The sequence below is a fragment of the Acetobacter oryzifermentans genome (assembly GCF_001628715.1).
Lineage (GTDB): Bacteria > Pseudomonadota > Alphaproteobacteria > Acetobacterales > Acetobacteraceae > Acetobacter > Acetobacter oryzifermentans.
Genome location: NZ_CP011120.1, coordinates 341,061 through 361,238 on the forward strand (window position 1 = coordinate 341,061; position 20,178 = coordinate 361,238).

The window sequence follows — 20,178 nt, forward strand, 5'->3', positions numbered from 1 at the left end:
CGATATTCTGCCATTAAAAAAGGGATCATTCCGAAAGGAACGATCCCTTTTTGCTATTATCAGCCCACAAAACGCGTGTGAGCTAAGATAAAGCGTAGTTTTTACTGCTGCGGCATATAACCAGCATTGGGGGCAGGCAGCACGTTTTTGTAGGCAACCATGCAGGCTACATACGCATTGTTGTACTGGGTCTGAATGCCACCTTGCTGGCTGTTGGAATAAGCACTGCCACCAAGGCCTCCACCCAAAGCACCTGCGGCTGCACCAATACCAGCGCCTGTGCCACCACCAACAGCAGCCCCCAAGCCTGCGCCCAGCGCAGTGGTTGCCAGCCCACCATAGAGGGCCTTCCGATTCTGGCTACCTGCCTGACCATGCACAGCAGCAGCAGCCTGAGAGCGGCAGAAATTTTGTTCCTGCAAAAAGGTGCCGTAATCTTTGCCGGGGCCGGGCAATACCTGTGCGGTAGGGCCCATAGGTGTTTCAGCGCAAGCTGCAAGCAAAAGAGCCGGCAGGAAGGCAAACGCCGCTTTATGAAGCTTCATGTATATTTGTCCTTTGTATATAAGCCATGATACATGCGTATATATGGTAGATAATCATGCCATTTTTAAGGAAAAGAAAGAATGAAAATATGATCAGGCAGAGTTTTCTTACAAGATAAACAGCTCAACAGTCATTAAAAAATAAACTAGCCTTACTTCCGTTTGAAACGTTGGCTCTTTCTGTTATGCAAACGTTTATTCTAATAACAAAAAATCAATATGAAAGACTTACGAATGAATGCCGTAGTTAAACTGTTTATTGGATGTGATCCAAACGATTGCGACCTAGAACAGTTAATGGTGTTACACTATAGTATTACAAAATATAGTAGTCTGCCGGTTGATATTACTTTCATGCAGCTTACGCGTGATCCTTCGAGTTTCTGGTATTCTGGCTTTAAGCCGGAAGAAGGCTGGAACACGACGGAATGGCCAACGCCGTTTTCTGGCTTCCGTTGGGGTATTCCTGCCTATTGTGGCGGCAAGGGGCGTGCGCTGTATATGGATGCTGATATTTTTGCCCTTTCAGATATTGCAAAGCTATGGAACCTGCCTATTCCAGAAGGCAAGGTGATGCTGGCATCTGGCCAAGGGCGAGATTTGCGGCTGGGCACCCTGATGTGGGATTGCGAAGCCGCCATGAAGCTTCTGCCCCCGTTAGCGGAAATTAAAAAAGACGCATCGGCTCATAAAAAGCTGAAAACGTTTTTTGAAAAGCATCCCGAATATATTCAGCCACTAGATCCCGCCTTTAGCAATCTGGATGGCGATGGTATGCCGTTGGAAGCGCTAAAATTCCTGCATTATTCAGATATGGGTACGCAGTTTTCCCATAAATATTCTTTGCAGCGCTTAAATGGTGAAGACCGCAAACACTGGTTTGATGGCACAATTTACAATCATCCGCGCCCGGATCTGCAACAGAAGTTTGATGAACTTTATAAGGAAGCACTGGAAGCCGGGTTCAGCCTAGATACCTATCGGGTAAAAGAACATTTTGGCGTTTTACCCAAAAAAACGCAGGTGCGTTACAAGGGTAACAAAATTACGCGCTCGTTATTTCGGTTTCTTAAACCGATCAAGTAAAACGCTTTGGCCTATGCACTGGTGTTCCGATGCATAGGCTATCCTGCGTTAATGTTGTGGCACGTGTTGGCTTAAGTTTTCCAGCCAGCAGGTTTCGTTTTTGGGTTGGTTACAAAGTGTGCTGGTTAAGGGCAGGGGCGCACCTTGCCCCGGAACGTTGTCTAGCTTCAGGCCATCTCGCAGTTGGGCGAGAGATTGATGGAAAACAGCAAAGCGGATTTCTTTGCGTCCATCAGGGTGCTTCCATGTTTCAAAAGCCAGTGTTGTATCTGGGGCTGTGGGGTCTGGTTGGTCTGTAAAGGTCCAATCCAGCCCAAATAGCGTTGTCAGCATGTCCAATGTGGTATCGTGCCCGGCAAACATAACCACGCGGGCTTGCGTAGGCAGCACATTGCCATCTGGCAAGGTCAGGGGCTGTTCATTCAATAGTGTTAGAATAGCTTGGGCCAGTTTGCCGCCACGTGGGATGGCAATGGCAGGGGCGCGGCGCATACGCGCACTTTGATAATTATGCACAGGCAGAACACTGTTGAGCGTATGCACGGCATCTGTATTTGCTGCGGTTATGGAAGAAGGGAGCCCCTGCGCATATTCCAGCAACAGGGCTTCTGAAACAGTAGAACCTAATGCCAATCCGTTTTCTGCATGAGGCGCACCTTTTTTCCATGAGAGGGGCGCATGCTTGAAAAAACAAGGGGTTGCGCCCGTGGTGCATGCGCTAGGGGCGAACAGAGTTTGCAAGGTTTGGACGCCGGATTGCACAGGTGGCGGCAGTTGCGTATCCGGCATGCGTTCTGGATCTAGGGCTTTTTCAACGTCATCTGTGTCCAGTGTCGTTTTTTTAGCGGCTAAAGCGTTAAACAGCAGATCATGCGTTTTGGCAGGCATGGAGCGGGCCTGTGTCTGGCATCCATCGCTTAATGCGGCAGCCAGAATATCGCCACTGTGCTGCGTGCGGCTGCTGGCGGAATCTGCCCATATAAAAGCTGGTTGTTCTGGCAGGCAACGGGCCGCAGCATCTCTGCTGGCAATGTGGTAATAGCTTTTTAAAAATTGCCCCATAAGGCCAAGATCAAACTGGCCATGTGCTGTCATCTCACCAGGGGGCACAGGCCATGGTGTCCATGTGTGGCGGGTCTTTTTTTCTAGCTTGTCTAAAGGCTTTGTTGGGCTGCGGATTCCGTGGCGGGAAACCAGCACAACCCGTTCTAATGTCGCCTCAGAGGTATTTGCCTGTGCAGCGGATGCTTCTGAAATAGCGATTGTGGGTGAAAAGGCTGAAAGTGAAGTGCCCAGAAGGCAGGCAAGAAGCAAAGCGGAGGAACGGAAATAGGAAAAATTCATGAGGTCTCGGTCATACGTGTCACAAGCAACTGGTTGATACGGAACCCTTCCACATCCACCACTTCAAAGCGGAAACCAGCAGCATCTACCCGGTCTGCCTTGCGGGCCATACGGCGCAGACGGTGCATAATAAAGCCGCCGATTGTGTCAAACTGCTCGCTATCGGGCAAATCCAACACATGCAGTTCTCGGATAACATCCCCAATCGGGGCTGCGCCATCTACCAGCCACGAGTTTTCATCACGCTTTACAATGGCTTGTTCTTCAAACGGGCTGGCCAACCCATCCATCAGCACGCCCATAATGTCTTTAAAGGTAATTAGCCCCACAACCAGCCCATATTCATTAACTATCAGGGCAAAGCCGGTGCCGTGGGTATCAAACTGGGCCAGCGTATCCCAAAGGTTGAGTGTTTCGGGAACAGAGAGAACTTCACGCCGCATCCGGGCAATGGGGTTGCTGTGGGGGCGGCCAGAAGGCGCAATGGAAGGGTCCACCACAGATGCCAGAACGTCTTCCGCACGGATGGAGCCAATAACCTTGTCCAATCCGCCATTGCACAGTGGATAGCGGGAATAAGGATTGGTGCGTACCTTTTCGTGGTTATGTTCGGGCGTGTCCTGAATATCCAGAAAGATAATTTCATCACGCGGTGTCATGGCGGAGGTAACGGAACGCGCCTGTAGGGCCAGCACGTTCTCAATCATCTGGTGTTCCTGTTGCAGCAGCACGCCGGATGCCGTGCCAGCGGCCAGAATGGCGTGCAGGTCTTCCGGTGTTATGGGTTCCACCGCAGAAGCAGCCGGGATTTTCAGTGCATGCAAAATGGCATCAGAAATTTTGGAGAAAATCCACACAAACGGATACAGCACCCGTAGCGCCACGCGGGGGAACCACCCAACCGCCATGGCTACTTTGTCCGGGTTGTTCATGGCAACGCGCTTGGGCAGCAGATCTGCAAACAGAACAAAGGCGCCGGTTACAAAAATAAAGCTGAAGGTGGAGGCCAGATTTTGTGCCCACCAGTCTGACATACCCCAGCGGCTTAAAAATTCGGTTACAGGCGGGGTGAACATTTCGGAGCTGGCAATACCGCCCAGAATCCCCACACCGTTCAGGCAGATCTGGATGGCAGTCATAACCTGCCCGCTGTTACGGCGCAGGGCCAGAAAGGCCTGTGCACGTTTATCTCCTGCTTCTGCACGACTGCGAAGCCTGACCTCCCGCGCAGCTGCGAAGGATATCTCGGAAAGTGAAATGAGGATGCTGACAGCAATCAGCAGGACAAGGGTCAGCAGACCCATAATAAACAGGAACAAGAGAACGTCCGAAATAAAGTGAAACCTGTAATGGTGGTTTCATCTATACCCGCAGGCCGAACAGATACCTAGTTTAATTTTTGATCCCAACCGGAATGAGAAGAAACTTCAAAATACTGTCATGTAGGCACAGATGGGCTTTGCAGGCGTTGGTGTAATGCGTATCGTGCTCCAAATTTTGGCCGGTTGATGGGTGGCAAAAGCTTAACCAGCGGTGAAAAAAACATGTTTAAAGCCCTGTATGTAGAAAAAACAGAATCTGGCCAGCGGGTTACGCTGCGCGAACTGGCAGAAGCAGACCTGCCGGAAGGGGATGTAACAATTCGGGTGCAGTGGTCATCCCTTAATTATAAGGATGCGTTAGCACTTACAGGCAAGGGCCCGATCATACGCAACTGGCCTATGGTGCCGGGTATTGATCTGGCCGGTCGGGTAGAGGCTTCTGCCCACCCTGCGGTTCCTGTCGGGCAGGATGTTATTGTAACCGGCCATGGCTTGGGGGAAAGCCGCTGGGGAGGTTTTGCCCAATTGGCCCGTGTGCCGGGCTTATGGGCTGTGCCGCAACCATTGGGGTTGAACGGGCGGCAGGTTATGGCGCTTGGCACGGCTGGCTTTACAGCCATGTTATGTGTGCAGGCCCTTCAGAGAGAAGGGGTGGAACCCGCAAGTGGGCCGGTGCTGGTAACAGGTGCGAGTGGCGGGGTTGGTAACGTGGCTATCATGCTGCTCTCCCGGTTGGGGTATCAGGTTGTGGCGGTAACCGGGCGGTTGGAGGAACAACCTTATCTGCACAGTTTGGGGGCTGCGGAAGTATTGCCACGCGCGCATTTTACCACGCCATCCCGCCCGTTGGAAAAAGCCCGCTGGGCAGGTGCGGTTGATGTTGTGGGGGGGCAGGTTTTGGCCTCTGTTTGTGCAAGTATGCGCCCACAAGGGGTGGTAACGGCCTGCGGGTTGGCCGGAGGGATGGATTTTCCCGCAACAGTGGCCCCATTTATTTTGCGAGGCGTTACCTTGGTGGGCATTGATAGTGTGCAATGCCCCCGGCGGGAGCGCCAGGATGCATGGGCGCGTCTGGCTGAACTGATACCCCCCCGGCAGCTTGATGACATGGTGCGTGAGATTGATCTGGCGGAAGCGCCGCAGGCCGCAGATATGCTTCTGGCTGGCCATGTGCGGGGGCGGCTGGTTGTACGCATTCCCTAAGCCAAAAAGTTAAGATGCCGCCCTGTTCTGTGTATTGGGTGGCTGGTATTGCGTCAGCACGCCACCGGGCTGGAAGATATAGATGGTATCCGCATGTGCGATGGTTGCCGGGCGATGTGCAACCATAATGCGGGTTACATTCATGTCGCGCAGGGCTTCGGCTACCCTGCGCTCGGTAAGTTCATCCAGATGGCTGGTGGCTTCATCCAGAAACAGGATTTCAGGTTTACGATAGAGCGCACGCGCCAGAATGACACGCTGCTTCTGTCCTCCAGAAAGCCCGCTGCCCATATCACCTACCAGGGTTTCAAACCCCATGGGCATCCGCTTGATATCATCAATAATGGCTGCGCGGGTGGCACATTCCACCAACCATGCTTCATCCACCTGTTCGGAGAATCCGCTGATATTGTCGGCAATGGAGCCAGAGAACAGGCCATCATCCTGCAATACTCCAGCAATGCGGTTGCGATAGCCTTCAAGCGTCAGGCTTTCCAGATCCGCGCCATCCAGCCGGATGCTGCCTTCCTGTGTTTCCATCAGCCCCATCAGAGCTTTGAGAAAGGTAGTTTTGCCACAGCCTGAAGGGCCCACTATGGCCACACTGCTGCCGGCTGGCACTTCTAGCGAGATGTTGCGGAAGATCCACGGGTCCTGCGTGCCGTAGCGGGCAGATAGGCCGGAGCAACTGAGCGTGCCGCCGGCTGGTTGTTCATCCAGACGGGTCGGAGGAATGGCCGCCGTGGTACTTGTGGCTTCCGGGTCTGTCATCACAATGTCAGACAAGCGGTCTGTTTGCACATTGAGCATGCGTATCTGGAAGCCGCTGCTGATCAGGTTGCCAATGCGTGTGGCGAATTGATCTTTGTAGGAGAGAAACGCTACCAGCATACCAACTGTCATGTGGCCGCTCATTACTGCGCCTGCACCCAGCACCATCATAATCAGACGGTCGGCGCCAAAAATCAGATCGCCCATGCGGCCATAAATCAGATCATACCGTTGCAGGCGCAGGCGGATGTTAATGCTGTCCACTAAAAGGTTTAGCCATGTGGTGCGGCGGCGCTCACGCAGGCCCAAAAGCTTCACGCTGGCCATGCCGCGCAGGGTTTCTATAAAATGGCTTTGCTGGCGGGCATCAATAACAATCTGTTCTTCAGATGCCTCGCGGTAGATGCGGTAGGTGATCAGGCGCAAGAGCACATCCAGCCCCGTGGCCACCATAGCCACCATGCCCAGCCAGCCACCATAAATAAACAGCATGATGGCCATTCCCACAGCCATCAGCCCATCCATGACTGTTTGCACCATATCGGTGGTAATGGTTTTCTGGATGGTGCCCAATGCGTTAAAGCGCGAGAGCACATCGCCCACATGGCGTTTGGAGAAGTAATCCAGCGGCAAGCGGGAGAGGTGGTCGAACAGGCTGGTATTCCATTGCAAGCCAACCCGTGTGCTCAGGAGCAGCACGGCCCATTGTCGTACGCAGCCAATAAGCATCTGCAAGAGCAGAAGCAGGGCCATGCCACAAGCAATGGTGATAAGCAGTTCGTGATCAGCCGTTACCACCACTTCATCAATCACTACCTGCGAAACCATGGGCATGACTAACGCAATAACTTCCAGCCCAAGGGAAAGCGCCCCCAGCACCATCAGCGCCGGGCGCAGCCCTGCGACATGGCGGAACAGATCGCGCAGGCGTAGAGTTTCACGGTCATCCTCGCGGCGGAAGCTGTCATTAGGGGTGGCTTCTAGGGCAATGCCTGTAAACTCGCGTGAGACTTCGCCCATGCTGAGCGTGCGGCGGCCTACTGCTGGGTCATGAATGGTAACTTTGTTGCCCTTAACCTGTGTAAGCACCACAAAGTGGTTCATGCTCCAGTGCAAAATACAGGGCATGCGCAGGTTGGGCAGATCTTCCAGTTCCAGCCGCACGGCGCGGGTAGATAGGCCCACCGTATCGGCCGTAGCGATAAGATCGCGCAGCGTAACACCTTTAACAGATATGGAATAACGCCTGCGCAGCGTGGCCAGATCAATCTGGTTGCCATAATGGCCCATAATCATGGCCAGGCAGGCCAGCCCACATTCCGCGGCTTCTACCTGCAAGATGACAGGAGTGCGCGAACGCCATCCGAATTCAAGGGATTTGAGGGTGATGCCCATTACCTCAATCCTCCGCTCACGGCGTAAAAATCATCACGCATGCTGATAACGGGATCGAAAATCCACTGGTAGAGCCTGCGGGTATCAATGGCGATATCGGCTTCCACTTCCATGCCCGCTTCAAGGGGTTTGTGTTGGCCATAGGCTTCTACAAATTGCTGATCTGGACGCACACGAATGCGATAGATATCCTGCCCCGGATTTTGCGATTGTGTTTTGTCTTTGTCTGAAGGAGCAGCTTTCTGGCCTGTGCCATCTGTTGCCGTTACGGGTGCGCGCGTGATCTCACTGACATGGCCGCGGTACAGGCCAAAGCGCTGATAGGGAAAGGCCGCATAGCGCAGCAAAACAGGTTCGCCCTCATGCAAAAACCCTATAGAAGCAGAGCTAACATACAGTTCAGCCTCTAAAGCATGGCCTGTGGGCAATAGGGTGAGCAGGGGGGTGCCGGAGGAAACCTGTTGGCCGGGATTAACGCGGACAGCAGTAAGGGTGCCATCATCTGGGGCCAATATAATACTGCTTTGGTGGCCTTCGCTTTCGGCAATCTGTTGGTCAATCTGGGCAATTTGTTTATCCAGGTCGTTCAGATCGTGCGCCAGTTGGCCATCATAGCGGATCAGCTTTGTGGTAAGGTCTGCAATCTTTCCTTCTGTATCTGTATAACTTTGCAAAAACTGTGCGTGACTGCTGAGCAGTTGGGCATAGGTATAAAGTTGGCTCTGGAATTGTGTTTCTGTTACCAAATGCGCGGATTGTGCCGTTTGCATACGGCGGACGGCAGCTTCCACCACGGGCAGCACATGGGCATCATTATCAAGCTGGTGCCCGATATGTTGGTGTTGCTGGTTAAGATAACGGATTTGGGTTACCATAGATTGTTTTTCTACGGGAGCATCCTTGGCACGAATGTCCTTTTGCTGCTGCAACAGGTCACGCTGGTGGCGCAGTTGGGAAAGAATATGCTCCTGCGTAGGGCCTGATGCGGATGTGGCTTCCAGATCTATCGTGAACAGCACATCACCTTTTTTAACGTGGCGGCCTTCTATAGCGTTTTGCCGGGCTATGGTGCCAGTTGTATTGGCGTTAACGGTAATGAGGCCCGAAGGAGGAACCATCAATCCGGTGGCATGCACACGCCGGGTATAAACACCCCAGATGATGTAGAGAATGGCCAGCACCACAAGGGCGAGCGTAAACCACGCCGCAATTCGGATGGAAAGCGGTTGAGAGGCCTGAACCTGCCCAAGCCATGATTGGCGCCGCGCGTCTAGAACCTCACGCCTAAAAAGGTTCGAACTCATGCAGGCTTTTTTGAAGAGTGCAAAGTTTTACCACTTAGTGTTTTTGTAAAATAACCAGGCGGCTTTTTGAAAACCGCCTGGAAATTCCTGAAATTAAACTTTCAGAATGTCACCCAGCAGGGAGGTCACGCCATTGGTTGTGGCGTCCAGACCCGTCAGTAGGCCATCAGCAATCGTGGTCACGCCGCTTGTTGCAGCAGGAACCAGAGCATTAACCGTGCTGTTCACGCCGCCAAGAATGGTGGCCAGGCCAACATCCAGACCAGCCAGTGTGTCTGTCAGTGTGGTACCCAGAGCATCGCCCAGCGTACCGCCAGCAACCATAGCGATTTCGGAATCGTTCAGAGTTTTCATAGGTTTTCACCTTAGACCAAGAAAGTTGTGCCATTGCGGCAAACCTATATTCTGGCAAAATATATTTTCTGACAATAGTATAGTAAAGTAAATAACAGAAGAACACTTAAGAAATTAGACAAATAAAAAATTATATATTACACAATGCGTATTTATTTTGTTCACTAATACTTATCAAAAATAAATAATCAAATCAGGTATGTGATTTTTGCATTCATGGGCGCAGATAAAAAACCCTTACATTTTGTCGTGTTTTCATGAAATTTATATGGTGATTCTCAGATGTCAGATTCAAATACTATAGAAATTACCTTACCAGATCAGAATGTCTCTCTTTCTGGTGCATCTGCAATGACGGGTTCTAATTATTATAAAATTAGCAATCCATCTGATTATCATTTTACATTAGATCTTTCGATTACCACATCTGATTTATACGCAACGTATGATCCAACAAATAAAGAAACAATTATCAGCACGGATCTTAACGCAGGTAGTGGTTATACAAACCAGAATCTTTACGTTGTGATACCAGATACAGCTACAGTTAGTAATCCGTTAAACATTACGCATAGCTTATCTGGGGCGTATCAAGTTACAAATATTACAACAGATGGAATGTATAGCGATACATTTGCATGCTTTTTGAAAGATTCATTCATAAAAACAGAAAATGGATATGTGCCGGTGCAGGATATTGCCCCCGGTAGAATGATTTCTGTTTTTATGGATGGTAAAGAAGAACAAAAAGAAGTTGTATGGGCCGGAACAGCACGTGTTGTTGTTAATGGCAATTTGCCAGAAGATCAGGCCGGATATCCTGTGCGTGTTTTAAAAAATTCTATTTCAGAAAACGTACCTTTTAAAGATATGTTGATAACATCTGAACATTGTCTGTTTGTGGAAGGAAAGTTTGTTCCTGCCCGTATGTTGGTAAATGGTCGATCCATTTATTATGATACAAGCGTGACATCTTATAATTACTACCATATTGAAACGGACAAACATTCCGTTATCATGGCAGATGGTATGTTGACTGAAAGCTATCTGGATACAGGAAATCGTCGTAACTTCCAGTCGGCTGGCAAAGTTATCAGAATTGGTGGCAAGCAGAAAAACTGGCAGCAAGATGCCGCTGCGCCATTGGGTGTTCAGCGTGAGTTTGTTGAACCAATTTTTCAAAAAATTGAAGAAAGAGCAAAAAATCTGGGAATTGAAAATCGCGCAGAACCAAAAGTTCTTATTGAAGATCCAGATATTAAGCTCATTACAAATGCTGGGGCGACTATTTATCCCTTCAAAAAATCCGAGAACACTTACAGCTTCATGCTCCCAGCAGGGGTGGAAAGTGTGCGTGTGGTTTCTCGCTCCAGCCGTCCTTGTGATTCTATCGGTCCGTTTGTAGATGACCGCCGCCAAATGGGTGTTGCTGTTGGCAAAATCCATTTTGGTTCTATCCGGGCATCACAGCAGGTTACGGAGCATCTGGCGGCCTCTAAGCCAGAAGGGTGGCATGATATGGGGTGGCAAGATTGCGCATGGACAGATGGCAATGCCCTTTTGCCACTGCTTAACATTGCTACAAACAAAATGGGTATTCTCAGCTTAGAAATCCGAGCATCCGGCCCGTATGTTGTGTGTGTCGATCAGCAGGAAGATGTAGCGCTGTCAGCATAATTTCTGCGGCAAGGTTTTTTGCCCGGCTTAACAAAAAAGCCCCAGCATCCTCAAAATGGATGCTGGGGCTTTAAATAAAACTTCGTTAGAAAAAGTGGAAGGCTTTAAGCTTCTAATCCACCATCTACCGGAATGGCCGCGCCTGTAATGTATTCAGCCTGTGGGCTGGCAAGAAAGGCAACTGTAGAGGCAATATCCGCCACCGTGCCATAAGCACCGGTCGCCACAAAGCTGCTGATCAGTTTTGCAACTTCGCCTTCAGCCGGGTTCATGTCCGTATCAATTGGGCCGGGTTCTACCACGTTGGCTGTAATGCCTTTTGGCCCAAGATCACGCGCAACACCCTTGGCAAAACCGCGTAGCGCAGCTTTTGTTGTGGCGTAAAGAGAAATACCGGGGAAGGGCGCGCGTGCACCAAAAGCAGAACCTATAAAAATAAGGCGGCCACCTTTTTGCATGTGCTTTGCGGCTTCTGCTGTTTCAATCATAACAGCACGCACATTCAGGTTGAGAACTTTTTCAATATCTTCAACGCTGGTTTCATGAATTGGGCCGTAAGGGAACATGCCCGCATTGCACACAAGCGCATCAATACGGCCAAAATCTGCAATGGTTTTGGCAATAACAGCCTTGTTGCCTTCTACTGTGGCTCCGTTGGCTTTAATGGGGATTGCCTTGCGGCCCAGTGCACGCACCTTTTGGGCAATTTTTTCAGCAGCATCTGCACTGTTGGCGTAAGAGAGGGCAATATCGTAGCCATCTTTTGCCAGAGCCTCAACAATAGCGGCACCAATGCCTCGGCTTCCGCCGGTTACAAGCGCAACACGATTGCTCATAGTCTTTAACCTTTCTTTTGTTTTGTGTGGGCAGGATCAGGGTGCGTTCAGGCCCAGCATCAGCCGGATGTTCTGTAACGCGGCACCAGATGCCCCTTTGCCCAGATTATCCAAACGGGCCGTAAGCAACGCCTGCCGGTTTTGGGTATTGGCATGCACGCGCAGTTCCATTCTGTCGCTTCCAGCAAGGGCTTCGGCAGAAAGTTTTGGCTCTGCGGCCAGCACACGCACATGGTCTTGCCTTGTGTAATGTTTTTCCAGAATGTTGTGCAGGTCTTCCCCGCTCACGTTTCCGTTCAGATCGTCCAGATGCAGCGGAATGGAAACAATCATGCCGCGTGCAAAGTGCCCAACAGATGGCACAAAAACCGGCCTGCGCTTAAGTCCCGCGTGCTGGTGAATTTCGGGTACATGCTTATGCTCAAGCTTCAGGCCATACAGTTCAAATGCTGGGCCGCCATCGCGCTCATGTGCTTCAATCATGCTGCGGCCCCCGCCAGAGTATCCGCTAATGGCGTTAATGCACACGGGGTAACGTGCGTCCATAATGCCAGCATCAAGCAATGGGCGTAGCAGGGCAATGGCCCCTGTGGGGTAACAACCGGGGTTGGCAACGCGGGGGGCAATGGCAATGGCTTCCGCCTGTCCGGCTTCTAGTTCGGGAAAACCATAAACCCAGTCGGGTGCTGTGCGGAAAGCTGTGCTGGCATCCAGAATGCGCGGCGCCGCATCGCCTAACTCGGCAGCCATTTCAACAGCCTCGCGCGATGCATCATCGGGCAGGCACAGCACAACCAGATCTGCGGCCTGCATGGCTTCCTTACGGGCGGCCGGGTCTTTCCGCTGTGCGTGATCTATGGAATGGAGTGTGACAGGCAAAGGGGCAAGGCGTTCGCGAATTTCAAGCCCTGTTGTGCCGGCTTCACCATCAATAAAGATTACGGGTTTCTGTGTCATGCCTTACCTCATTCTGGTTCTGGCGGCAGATTAGGCTTTCTGGCTGCTGCCGCATAGACGGCGCGGCTGTTTATGGCAAAATGCCATCATATCTTTTGCACCGGGCTGCGGTGTATGTATGCAAACCAAAGGCAGAAACAAGCATGGTCACTTCACCTACGCCAAGGCAACCGGCAGAAACCGCAAAACAGGGCAGCAGCCAACAGGCCGCATACGAACTGCAACGTCTGCTCGCCCTTATGGCCCGCTTGCGAGACCCCAAGGAAGGCTGCCCGTGGGATAGAGAGCAAACGCATGAAACCATAGCTCCCTATGCCATTGAAGAGGCGTATGAAGTGCTGGATGCCATACAAAAACAGGATTGGAATGCGTTTCCCGATGAACTGGGAGATCTGCTGTTACAGGTGGTGTATCAGGCCCAGCTTGCACAGGAAGAAGGGCAGTTTGATTTTGCAACCGTAGCACGCATGATTACGGAAAAGATGATCCGCCGCCACCCGCATGTGGTGTTTGGTGCCGATGTGCTGGAAGATCAAACCGTAACTGATTCTCCTAAGCCAAAACAGGACATTCCCGGCCAGTGGGAAATGCTAAAAGAGCAGGAACGCCGCCGCAATGCCGGGCAGAAGAATGGCAGAGGGGCAGCAGTGCCAGGAGCCTTGGCCGGTGTGCCGCCAGCATTGCCTGCATTATTGCGCGCTTCCAAATTGGCTGCGCGGGCTGCCCGTGTGGGGTTTGATTGGCCAGATATTTCTGGCGTAGTGGCCAAGGTTCATGAGGAAATTGAAGAGTTTTCTGTTGAACTGAAAGCTGGCAACCGTGAACGCATGCAGGATGAGCTTGGCGATGTTTTGTTTTCTATTGCCAGTTTGGCACGGCGGCTAAAGCTGGACCCGGAAGCCTGCTTGCGTCAAGCGTGTGACAAATTCACCCGTAGGTTTGAAGGGGTAGAGGCTGTTCTGGCAGAGCAGGGGCTTTCTATGTCTGACCAAAGCGTAGAAGTGCTTGATGATATTTGGGAAAGTGTCAAAAAATTAGAAGCAGAAAACAAAAAATAATGCCTGCCGCGGGTGGGCTTGGTATATCCCTCATGTGGGGCAGCCTGTTACGGCATGCCCCGTGCATTATAGAGTATTAGTCTGTCAGGCTTTGGCCTTTTTTTGTGAGGTCACTGCACAGCTTTACGCGCTTGGAAAGGTCAAGCGTGGCAATATCAAAGGGTTTGGAAGTGCTGTTTTGCAGTAGCCCTTGCCCGCCCAAAGAGTAACCTTGATCGTTTCGTACATCAGGCCGTTTGGAAAGATTGCGTGCAACGCTGCGTGGTGTGGTGCCAGAGGCATAATTTTTATGCACGCAATAGGAAAGCAGTCCCGCCACATTTCCGGTGCTTGCGTTTTCTATTGATGGCAGGCCGCCTTCTCCCAAAACGCCGGGAGTGGAGGTGGTAGAGGTGCCCGAGACATTGCCCACAACCTGCGCACCATTAGTAGGGGCAGAAGCCGGATGAGCAGGATCTGTTACCGGAAGGGAACCGGCAGGAGTGGCTGGAAATGTGGTGCCTGCTGGAAGATGAGAAGGCATGTCCTGTGCTTGTGCCATGCTTGCGGCGCTTAGCCCCAGAATACAGCTTGCAGCCATTATTGTTTTTTTGGTGGAGAACATTTAGATAGCCCTTTCAAAATTTTCCATACAACAGGTCTTATTCAAAAAGTGCCGCTATCTTTTTGTAATAAAAGCTCAATAGCGGGTTCTGCCCACTAGAATGTACCAGAGCGGGAAAAGTTCTTTTTGAGTGTCATCCACCAGATATTTCCGTGGCGTTGCTGTCATGATGTTTTTGAAAAGTTTGTGCTGTAAAAAGGAAAGGCCCGGCAGAACCGGGCCTTTCTGAAGCATATAAATATTTTGTGAAGCCGGGCCTCAGGCTTTTGGGGCCTCAGGCTTTGCATCCTGTGCCAGATATTCCATCAGACGGCGAGAAAAGGCATTTACATCCTTGGGTGTCTCACCATTCTGGATACTGGCAACATCCAGCAGGATATGGGCCAGAGTATCTACTTTTTCCCCCGCTTTTACCTTTTGCGCCAGCGTGTGCACGATAGGATGAGCCGGGTTGAGTTCCAGAATGGGTGCAGCTTCTGGCATGCTCTGCCCACTGCGTTGCATGAGCTTGCGTAATTGTAGATCAGGCCCACCTTCTGGCGCACTCAACACCATTGCGCTGGAAACCAGACGGTCTGTGGCGCATACGTCTGAAACATCTTGCCCTAGTGCGTCCTTCAGAACTGGAATCAGAGTTTCCATATCTGCTTTTTCGGCTGATGTTTCTTCTGGCGCGCCAAATTTTTCCAGATCAGTCATACCCTGTGCCACGTTGCGCAGGGTTTTGCCCTCATACGTGCCCAGACGATCCGGCCAGAAGGAATCCACTGGGTCAGACAACAGCAGCACTTCCACACCGCGCGCCTTGAAGCCTTCAATCTGAGGAGATGCTGCCAGCACTTCTGCGCTGTCACCCGTTACGTAGTAGATGGCATCCTGTTCTGGCTTCATGCGGCTGACATACTCATCCAGAGATGTCAGACCATCCACGGCGCTGGAACGGAAGCGGCTGAGTGCGGCAACTTCTGTACGGTGTGCGGGATCATCCCACATGCCTTCTTTCAGAACTGGGCCAAAGTTTTCCCAAAATGCTGCATAGTTTTCGGCATCTTTGGCGCGGGTTTTGAGCTCACCCATCACCTTACTTGTAACAGCCTTGCGGATACGGGCCAGAACAGGTGTGGCCTGCAACATTTCGCGCGAGACGTTAAGCGGCAGATCTTCCGTATCTACAACACCCTGCACAAAGCGCAGCCATGGCGGCAGAATTTCGGCTTCATCGGTAATAAACATGCGGCGCACATGCAGGCGCAGCTTGCTTTCACGCGTTTGTTCCGCAAATTCAAAAGGCCGCATGGAAGGGATAAACAGCAGGGCTGCAAATTCAATGGTGCCTTCTGCGCGCCAATGCAACGTATCCCACGGTTTATCAAAATTATGGGTGAGATGGCGGTAGAATTCTTCTAGCTGTTCTTCTGTAATGTCACTTTTGGGTTTTAGCCAAAGGGCCTTGCCTTCGTTGGCTGTTTCTTCTTTGCCATCATGCAGAATGGTAACAGGCCATGCAATATTGTCCGACCATTTGCGGATAACAGTTTGCAGACGGGTAGGATCCAGAAACTCTTCAGCGTCAGACTTGATGTGCAGGGTAATATCTGTGCCCGGCTTGTCCCGCGTGGCGGGTTCCAGTGTGTAAGATCCACGCCCATCAGAAGTCCAGCGCCATGCTTCATCAGATCCGGCACGGCGAGAAACCACATCCACTTTATCCGCCACCATAAAGGCTGCATAAAAGCCTACGCCAAACTGACCAATCAGGCTGGGGCGATCTTCGGGTTTTGCGTTTTCAAGCTGCTGGCCAAAAGCACGGGTGCCAGAGCGTGCAATGGTGCCAAGGTTGTTAATCAATTCTTCCTTGGTCATGCCTGAACCATCATCGGTAATGGTTAACAGGCGCGCATCTTTGTCAGGGTTAATGTGAATTTTGGCATCTTCTGGCAGGGCGCGGGCACCATCTGTCAGGGCTTCAAAGCGTCTGCGGTCTGTGGCGTCTGCCGCGTTGGCCACCAGTTCGCGCAGGAAAATTTCTCTTTCAGAATAGAGAGAGTGGACAACCAGATCCAGCATCCGCCCAACTTCTGCACTAAACTCCCGCGTTTCGGCATTGGGTGTGGTGTTCTGGGTTGTTTCTGTCATGTTTACGTCCTGTAATGCATTGTTTGCTTTTATGTGATTATCAGATGTGGTGGTTAAGCCGCATTTTCAATATCCACTCCGTGAGATAATGCGCATGCTTCTTTTCTATAAACCGTGAGATGCGGGAAAGAGCTTCAACAGTTTTTCTGTAACACGCGCCAATGCGTTGGAGAGCGGAGCAAAGCCTGCGTGGCAGATGTGGGTTTCTTCATCCATGTACAGGCTTCTACGCATTTCAATTTGCAGGGCATGTAGGTTTTGCTGCGGTCTGCCGTAATGGCGAGTGATATATCCGCCTGCATAAGGCTGGTTGCGCGTGGTACGAAAGCCCAAATTCTGCAAGGTTTGTTCGGCTGCGCTGATAATATCCGGGTGGCATGTGGTGCCGTGGGCATCGCCCAATACAAAGTCTGGGCAGGCAGTTTCTGGCATATCGGGCATGGAATGTAAGTCTAGCAGCAGGCAGATGCCGTGTTTTACGCGTGTTTTTTCCAGCATATCGGCCAATGCTGCGTGGTAAGGCATCCAGTAATGGCGGATGCGCAAGGCAGCTTCCATAAAGGGCAGACGGTGCCAGTAAATGGGTTTTCTGTTACCTACGATGCGCGGAATGGAGCCAAGGCCAGCAAGACCACGCTCTGTAGGGCGCACAAAAGCGGGAATGGGGCCGTGAAACATGCGGGTATCGAGATCCCACGCGCCACGATTTACATCGCAAAACACACGAGGGAAGGTAGCATGCAGCAAAGCAGGCCCTAGCGCGTGTGCCTGTTCTGCCAAAAGGTGAATATGGCTATCCTCTCCACTACGTAAGACAGAAAGTGGCTGACGGGCATTTTGCACAAAGGTTTCTGGATAAAACTGCCCGGAATGCGGAGAAGCCAGCACAATAGGCGCGCCCACGGTACCTTGCACCTTAAACGGAGCAGGGGAGATGGCCCGGCCTGCCTGATCTGGCAAATCTGTCTGTGGTGCGTTTTCCAGCAAACGTGCTAAATGGCGAGGCAGCAGGGAGTGGGCAAGATTTTTCATGTTGCCGCTATTCTAAGGGGTTGCGTTTGCCACGCAAGAAGGATAAAAGGCGGCCCACGGTTACAGATGGGCGCATAGCTCAGCGGTAGAGCACTATCTTGACATGGTAGGGGTCACAGGTTCAATCCCTGTTGCGCCCACCATCTGTTGACCGGCAGTTTTCTGCGGATTTTTCAAAAAATCCATACAACTCCACCAATCCAAATTGGTACACAATAAACCGCTTTTGCGCATGTTATTTTACGGTGTGTGGTTACGCATTGGTTATTGGTTTTATGGGCTCGGAATGATGCGCGGGCCATCCCGCCACCACCTGATAATATCTTCCCGATACACTGGCGGCATGAGTTTGGCATATATCGTCACGGTATTGATGCTGCTCCAGTCACCATCTGATTTCAGTAGAAGCAGATCCTTATGCACGCAGTAATGCCATGACGCCCATGTGTGTCGCAGATCATGGGGTGTAAACTCCGGCACGAAGGCCCGCTTTGCCTTATTCTGCCCTTTTGGAGTCCATTCCCGAATTCGCCCAGGCAAACCGGCACGTTGGCAAGCTCCTGCCCATCCGTTTTTAATCTGGCCTCCATACTGGCGTCCAGAATCGTGGTAACGTTCCCCCGTTATGATCCCATGCACGGTTTTTTTCTCGGGCCTGAATACATAACCGTCCCGTAACTCTATAGATGATAGCCAGCAGATAACGGCTGGGCATAAATCAACGTGTCTCTGCCGACCTTGCTTTTGCCAGACAACGGCACGTGCCCCGTGTAGGTTGACATCTTTCCATTGTAGATCCAGCGCCTCTGATAGACGGCACCCAGTCCCCAGCAGAAAAACGAATAATGGCTGCAAATGTGGTGCGGCATGCTGGACTAGCGCCGTTGCCTGCTCGGGCAACAGAAAACGCTTAATGGTGGTCGGTACGGAGATTGGCGCAAAGGCCGGTCGATCGCACCAGCCTTGTATTGCCCCAAACTCTAGGATTGCCTGTAATGGCGTTCTGACCGCTCGCTTCTTTGTGGATGGGGCTGACTTTTCTGCATCCTTCAATATTTTGGCATATGCACCTCGAAGTGAGGCATTATTAATGCTGGAAAGTTTGGTATCTCCAAAGTATTCCACGAGCTTATCTACATAACGCCCTGTTGCTGCTGAACGTGGCGCATCTTTCATATATGCCGTGGCTGCATCGGCGAAAGTTATGACAGCACGGGTTCCATAGAGTTTTTCCTGCCAGAACTCTGCCTCTCTTTTTGTCCGGTATTCTTCTGCGAGGCGGCGGTTTGTTGTGCCCGTACTTTCCAGTATTCGCTTACCCCCGACCGTCCCCCTGATAAAAAAGTTTTTCGCGTGGGAGAACGTGACGAGCTTGAGGGACATTCCATACTCTCGATAAGTCTTTGATAATCATCAGGGGAGAAAACAAACTTTTTCCCCCATCGTCTGTGCGTGGGGCCACCATTATATTCAGGGTGCCTCCGAAGATGCTCCAGAAGCCGAGTGCGACCAATTCTGCCGTTAAGGCGCGTCAGCACATCTTTGGTGGTCATAAGATCAGGCAGTGCTTCACCCATTCCCGCCTCCTGTCGGTGGAGCGGGCAGGGGTTGCCAGTGGGTTACGTCCTCATTATCCGCACAGCCAAAGTAGCCCCCCTCATCATCTAAGTTAAATTTGTCATTGATTATAATTCTATCGCGCGTTGATATTAGGACTTCCTGCCCGTCACCCGGCAGGCGATCACTAATTTTAATCCAAGCCGCCGCGTCTGCTGCTGCGAGGGCTTCCTCTGCTTCGTGATAGCGAGCGGTCCACCGAGAGCCATACGGCTCTTGCACACCCGGCTCTGTAGTGATCCAGACTAAATCATCTGGATCGTTCCTACTTGCAATACACAGAGCTCGCGCAGCCGCCTCAATCCGTGGGTCAGTCATTTTTATTTTCCTGATTGCAGTTTTCACAAGGGATGCCACGCTTTACGGATGTGACGTTTTTCATCCACACCCAATCACTTTCCCATCCGCATTTATGGCATTTGAACTGTGCAATCTGCGCCATATTTCTGTCGTGGGGAATGCAATCACCAATCCCCACATCAATCATATGAGCCAAAAAACGGCGTGGTGCTCTGGGTTTTTTGAAACCAAATAGGTCAGGATTTCCCATCACCCCACCTCCCGCGCTGCGTCGATGGCTGCCCGGATTGTTTCAGCACTACCGATAACGCGTTCTTTTGGATCGGCCATGTAGTGCTCTATAATATCGCAATAGGTATCTGCATCTCCGGTGTCTGCGATTGGCTCTGCTCTAAACCGCACATCGCAACAGCCGCTACCCAGAAAATCCAACCGCTCACTATCGCGCCCGATCTCCGTTCGTATGCGTAGTTCTGCTTCTCTGATATGTGATTCTATCCACATTTTTAGGATTTCTACGGAATAATCTGGGCGACACACAGACTTTTTTAGTGCGTCAACGAGTTCGTTAATCTGCTCCTCTCTCGTTCTCATAGATTCCATACCTTTCTGCATGATGTGCATGCGCAAAACCCTT

At 51.3% G+C, this 20,178-nt stretch carries 19 protein-coding genes and 1 tRNA gene; 5 read left to right on the plus strand and 15 right to left on the minus strand.

What is annotated here, in order from left to right:
- Nucleotides 1–101: 101 nt before the first annotated feature.
- Nucleotides 102–545, minus strand: a complete 444-nt coding sequence (locus tag WG31_RS01585; RefSeq protein WP_006116868.1) for a glycine zipper family protein — start codon at nucleotides 543–545, stop codon at nucleotides 102–104.
- A 219-nt stretch (nucleotides 546–764) separates the two neighbouring features.
- On the opposite strand from WG31_RS01585, the gene WG31_RS01590 reads away from it, so the two are divergent.
- Nucleotides 765–1,631 carry a hypothetical protein gene (locus WG31_RS01590; RefSeq protein WP_006116869.1) on the plus strand — a complete coding sequence of 289 codons (867 nt, stop codon included), beginning with the start codon at nucleotides 765–767 and terminating at the stop codon, nucleotides 1,629–1,631.
- 48 nt (nucleotides 1,632–1,679) lie between these two features.
- Here the strand turns inward: WG31_RS01590 and WG31_RS01595 are convergent, their stop codons facing one another.
- Together WG31_RS01595 and WG31_RS01600 are read right to left on the minus strand one after the other, a co-directional pair.
- On the minus strand, nucleotides 1,680–2,975 hold the full coding sequence (locus WG31_RS01595; protein ID WP_006116870.1) for a histidine-type phosphatase: 1,296 nt from the start codon (nucleotides 2,973–2,975) through the stop codon (nucleotides 1,680–1,682).
- A complete protein-coding gene (locus WG31_RS01600; RefSeq protein WP_006116871.1) occupies nucleotides 2,972–4,294 on the minus strand; it encodes a hemolysin family protein in 1,323 nt (440 codons plus the stop codon). Before WG31_RS01600 ends, WG31_RS01595 begins: the two co-directional genes overlap by 4 nt.
- Before the next feature lie 225 nt (nucleotides 4,295–4,519).
- Between WG31_RS01600 and acuI the strand changes: the two genes are divergently transcribed.
- Nucleotides 4,520–5,500 carry an acrylyl-CoA reductase (NADPH) gene (acuI, locus tag WG31_RS01605; protein ID WP_063354827.1) on the plus strand — a complete coding sequence of 327 codons (981 nt, stop codon included), beginning with the start codon at nucleotides 4,520–4,522 and terminating at the stop codon, nucleotides 5,498–5,500.
- A 9-nt stretch (nucleotides 5,501–5,509) separates the two neighbouring features.
- Here the strand turns inward: acuI and WG31_RS01610 are convergent, their stop codons facing one another.
- The 3 genes from WG31_RS01610 to WG31_RS01620 all read right to left on the minus strand — a co-directional run bounded on the left by WG31_RS01610 (nucleotide 5,510) and on the right by WG31_RS01620 (nucleotide 9,324).
- A complete protein-coding gene (locus WG31_RS01610; RefSeq protein WP_063353412.1) occupies nucleotides 5,510–7,666 on the minus strand; it encodes a peptidase domain-containing ABC transporter in 2,157 nt (718 codons plus the stop codon).
- A complete protein-coding gene (locus WG31_RS01615) occupies nucleotides 7,666–8,970 on the minus strand; it encodes an HlyD family secretion protein (RefSeq protein ID WP_063353413.1) in 1,305 nt (434 codons plus the stop codon). The genes WG31_RS01610 and WG31_RS01615 overlap by 1 nt, the downstream gene beginning before the upstream one ends.
- Before the next feature lie 93 nt (nucleotides 8,971–9,063).
- Nucleotides 9,064–9,324, minus strand: coding sequence for a hypothetical protein (locus tag WG31_RS01620; protein ID WP_006116875.1), 261 nt, complete (start codon nucleotides 9,322–9,324; stop codon nucleotides 9,064–9,066).
- Nucleotides 9,325–9,606: 282 nt separating this feature from the next.
- Between WG31_RS01620 and WG31_RS01625 the strand changes: the two genes are divergently transcribed.
- On the plus strand, nucleotides 9,607–11,001 hold the full coding sequence (locus WG31_RS01625; protein WP_063353414.1) for a Hint domain-containing protein: 1,395 nt from the start codon (nucleotides 9,607–9,609) through the stop codon (nucleotides 10,999–11,001).
- A 104-nt stretch (nucleotides 11,002–11,105) separates the two neighbouring features.
- Here WG31_RS01625 and WG31_RS01630 read toward each other — a convergent pair whose 3' ends face one another.
- The gene (locus WG31_RS01630) at nucleotides 11,106–11,837 is read right to left on the minus strand and encodes an SDR family NAD(P)-dependent oxidoreductase (RefSeq protein WP_063353415.1); all 732 of its coding nucleotides are present in this window, start codon (nucleotides 11,835–11,837) and stop codon (nucleotides 11,106–11,108) included.
- Nucleotides 11,838–11,873: 36 nt separating this feature from the next.
- The gene (argC, locus tag WG31_RS01635) at nucleotides 11,874–12,794 is read right to left on the minus strand and encodes an N-acetyl-gamma-glutamyl-phosphate reductase (RefSeq protein WP_063353416.1); all 921 of its coding nucleotides are present in this window, start codon (nucleotides 12,792–12,794) and stop codon (nucleotides 11,874–11,876) included.
- 143 nt (nucleotides 12,795–12,937) lie between these two features.
- On the opposite strand from argC, the gene mazG reads away from it, so the two are divergent.
- Nucleotides 12,938–13,852, plus strand: a complete 915-nt coding sequence (mazG, locus tag WG31_RS01640; protein WP_063354828.1) for a nucleoside triphosphate pyrophosphohydrolase — start codon at nucleotides 12,938–12,940, stop codon at nucleotides 13,850–13,852.
- 76 nt (nucleotides 13,853–13,928) lie between these two features.
- Here mazG and WG31_RS01645 read toward each other — a convergent pair whose 3' ends face one another.
- The 3 genes from WG31_RS01645 to WG31_RS01655 all read right to left on the minus strand — a co-directional run bounded on the left by WG31_RS01645 (nucleotide 13,929) and on the right by WG31_RS01655 (nucleotide 17,624).
- The gene (locus WG31_RS01645) at nucleotides 13,929–14,456 is read right to left on the minus strand and encodes a DUF2501 domain-containing protein (protein WP_006116880.1); all 528 of its coding nucleotides are present in this window, start codon (nucleotides 14,454–14,456) and stop codon (nucleotides 13,929–13,931) included.
- Nucleotides 14,457–14,714: 258 nt separating this feature from the next.
- Nucleotides 14,715–16,592 carry a molecular chaperone HtpG gene (htpG, locus tag WG31_RS01650; protein WP_063353417.1) on the minus strand — a complete coding sequence of 626 codons (1,878 nt, stop codon included), beginning with the start codon at nucleotides 16,590–16,592 and terminating at the stop codon, nucleotides 14,715–14,717.
- Between the two features lie 105 nt (nucleotides 16,593–16,697).
- Nucleotides 16,698–17,624 (minus strand): N-formylglutamate amidohydrolase, encoded by a 927-nt coding sequence (locus WG31_RS01655; RefSeq protein ID WP_063353418.1) that lies wholly within the window; start codon nucleotides 17,622–17,624, stop codon nucleotides 16,698–16,700.
- Between the two features lie 68 nt (nucleotides 17,625–17,692).
- Between WG31_RS01655 and WG31_RS01660 the strand changes: the two genes are divergently transcribed.
- Nucleotides 17,693–17,767, plus strand: a tRNA-Val gene (locus WG31_RS01660).
- Nucleotides 17,768–17,897: 130 nt separating this feature from the next.
- Here WG31_RS01660 and WG31_RS01665 read toward each other — a convergent pair.
- From WG31_RS01665 to WG31_RS01680, 4 genes are all read right to left on the minus strand, one after another.
- Nucleotides 17,898–18,800, minus strand: coding sequence for a site-specific integrase (locus WG31_RS01665; RefSeq protein WP_238703918.1), 903 nt, complete (start codon nucleotides 18,798–18,800; stop codon nucleotides 17,898–17,900).
- 393 nt (nucleotides 18,801–19,193) lie between these two features.
- Entirely contained in the window at nucleotides 19,194–19,559 is a 366-nt protein-coding gene (locus WG31_RS16235; RefSeq protein WP_063353420.1) for a DUF551 domain-containing protein, read from the minus strand.
- Nucleotides 19,552–19,791, minus strand: a complete 240-nt coding sequence (locus tag WG31_RS01675) for a hypothetical protein (protein ID WP_063353421.1) — start codon at nucleotides 19,789–19,791, stop codon at nucleotides 19,552–19,554. Before WG31_RS01675 ends, WG31_RS16235 begins: the two co-directional genes overlap by 8 nt.
- Nucleotides 19,791–20,135, minus strand: coding sequence for a hypothetical protein (locus tag WG31_RS01680; protein WP_154971686.1), 345 nt, complete (start codon nucleotides 20,133–20,135; stop codon nucleotides 19,791–19,793). The genes WG31_RS01675 and WG31_RS01680 overlap by 1 nt, the downstream gene beginning before the upstream one ends.
- Nucleotides 20,136–20,178: the final 43 nt, after the last annotated feature.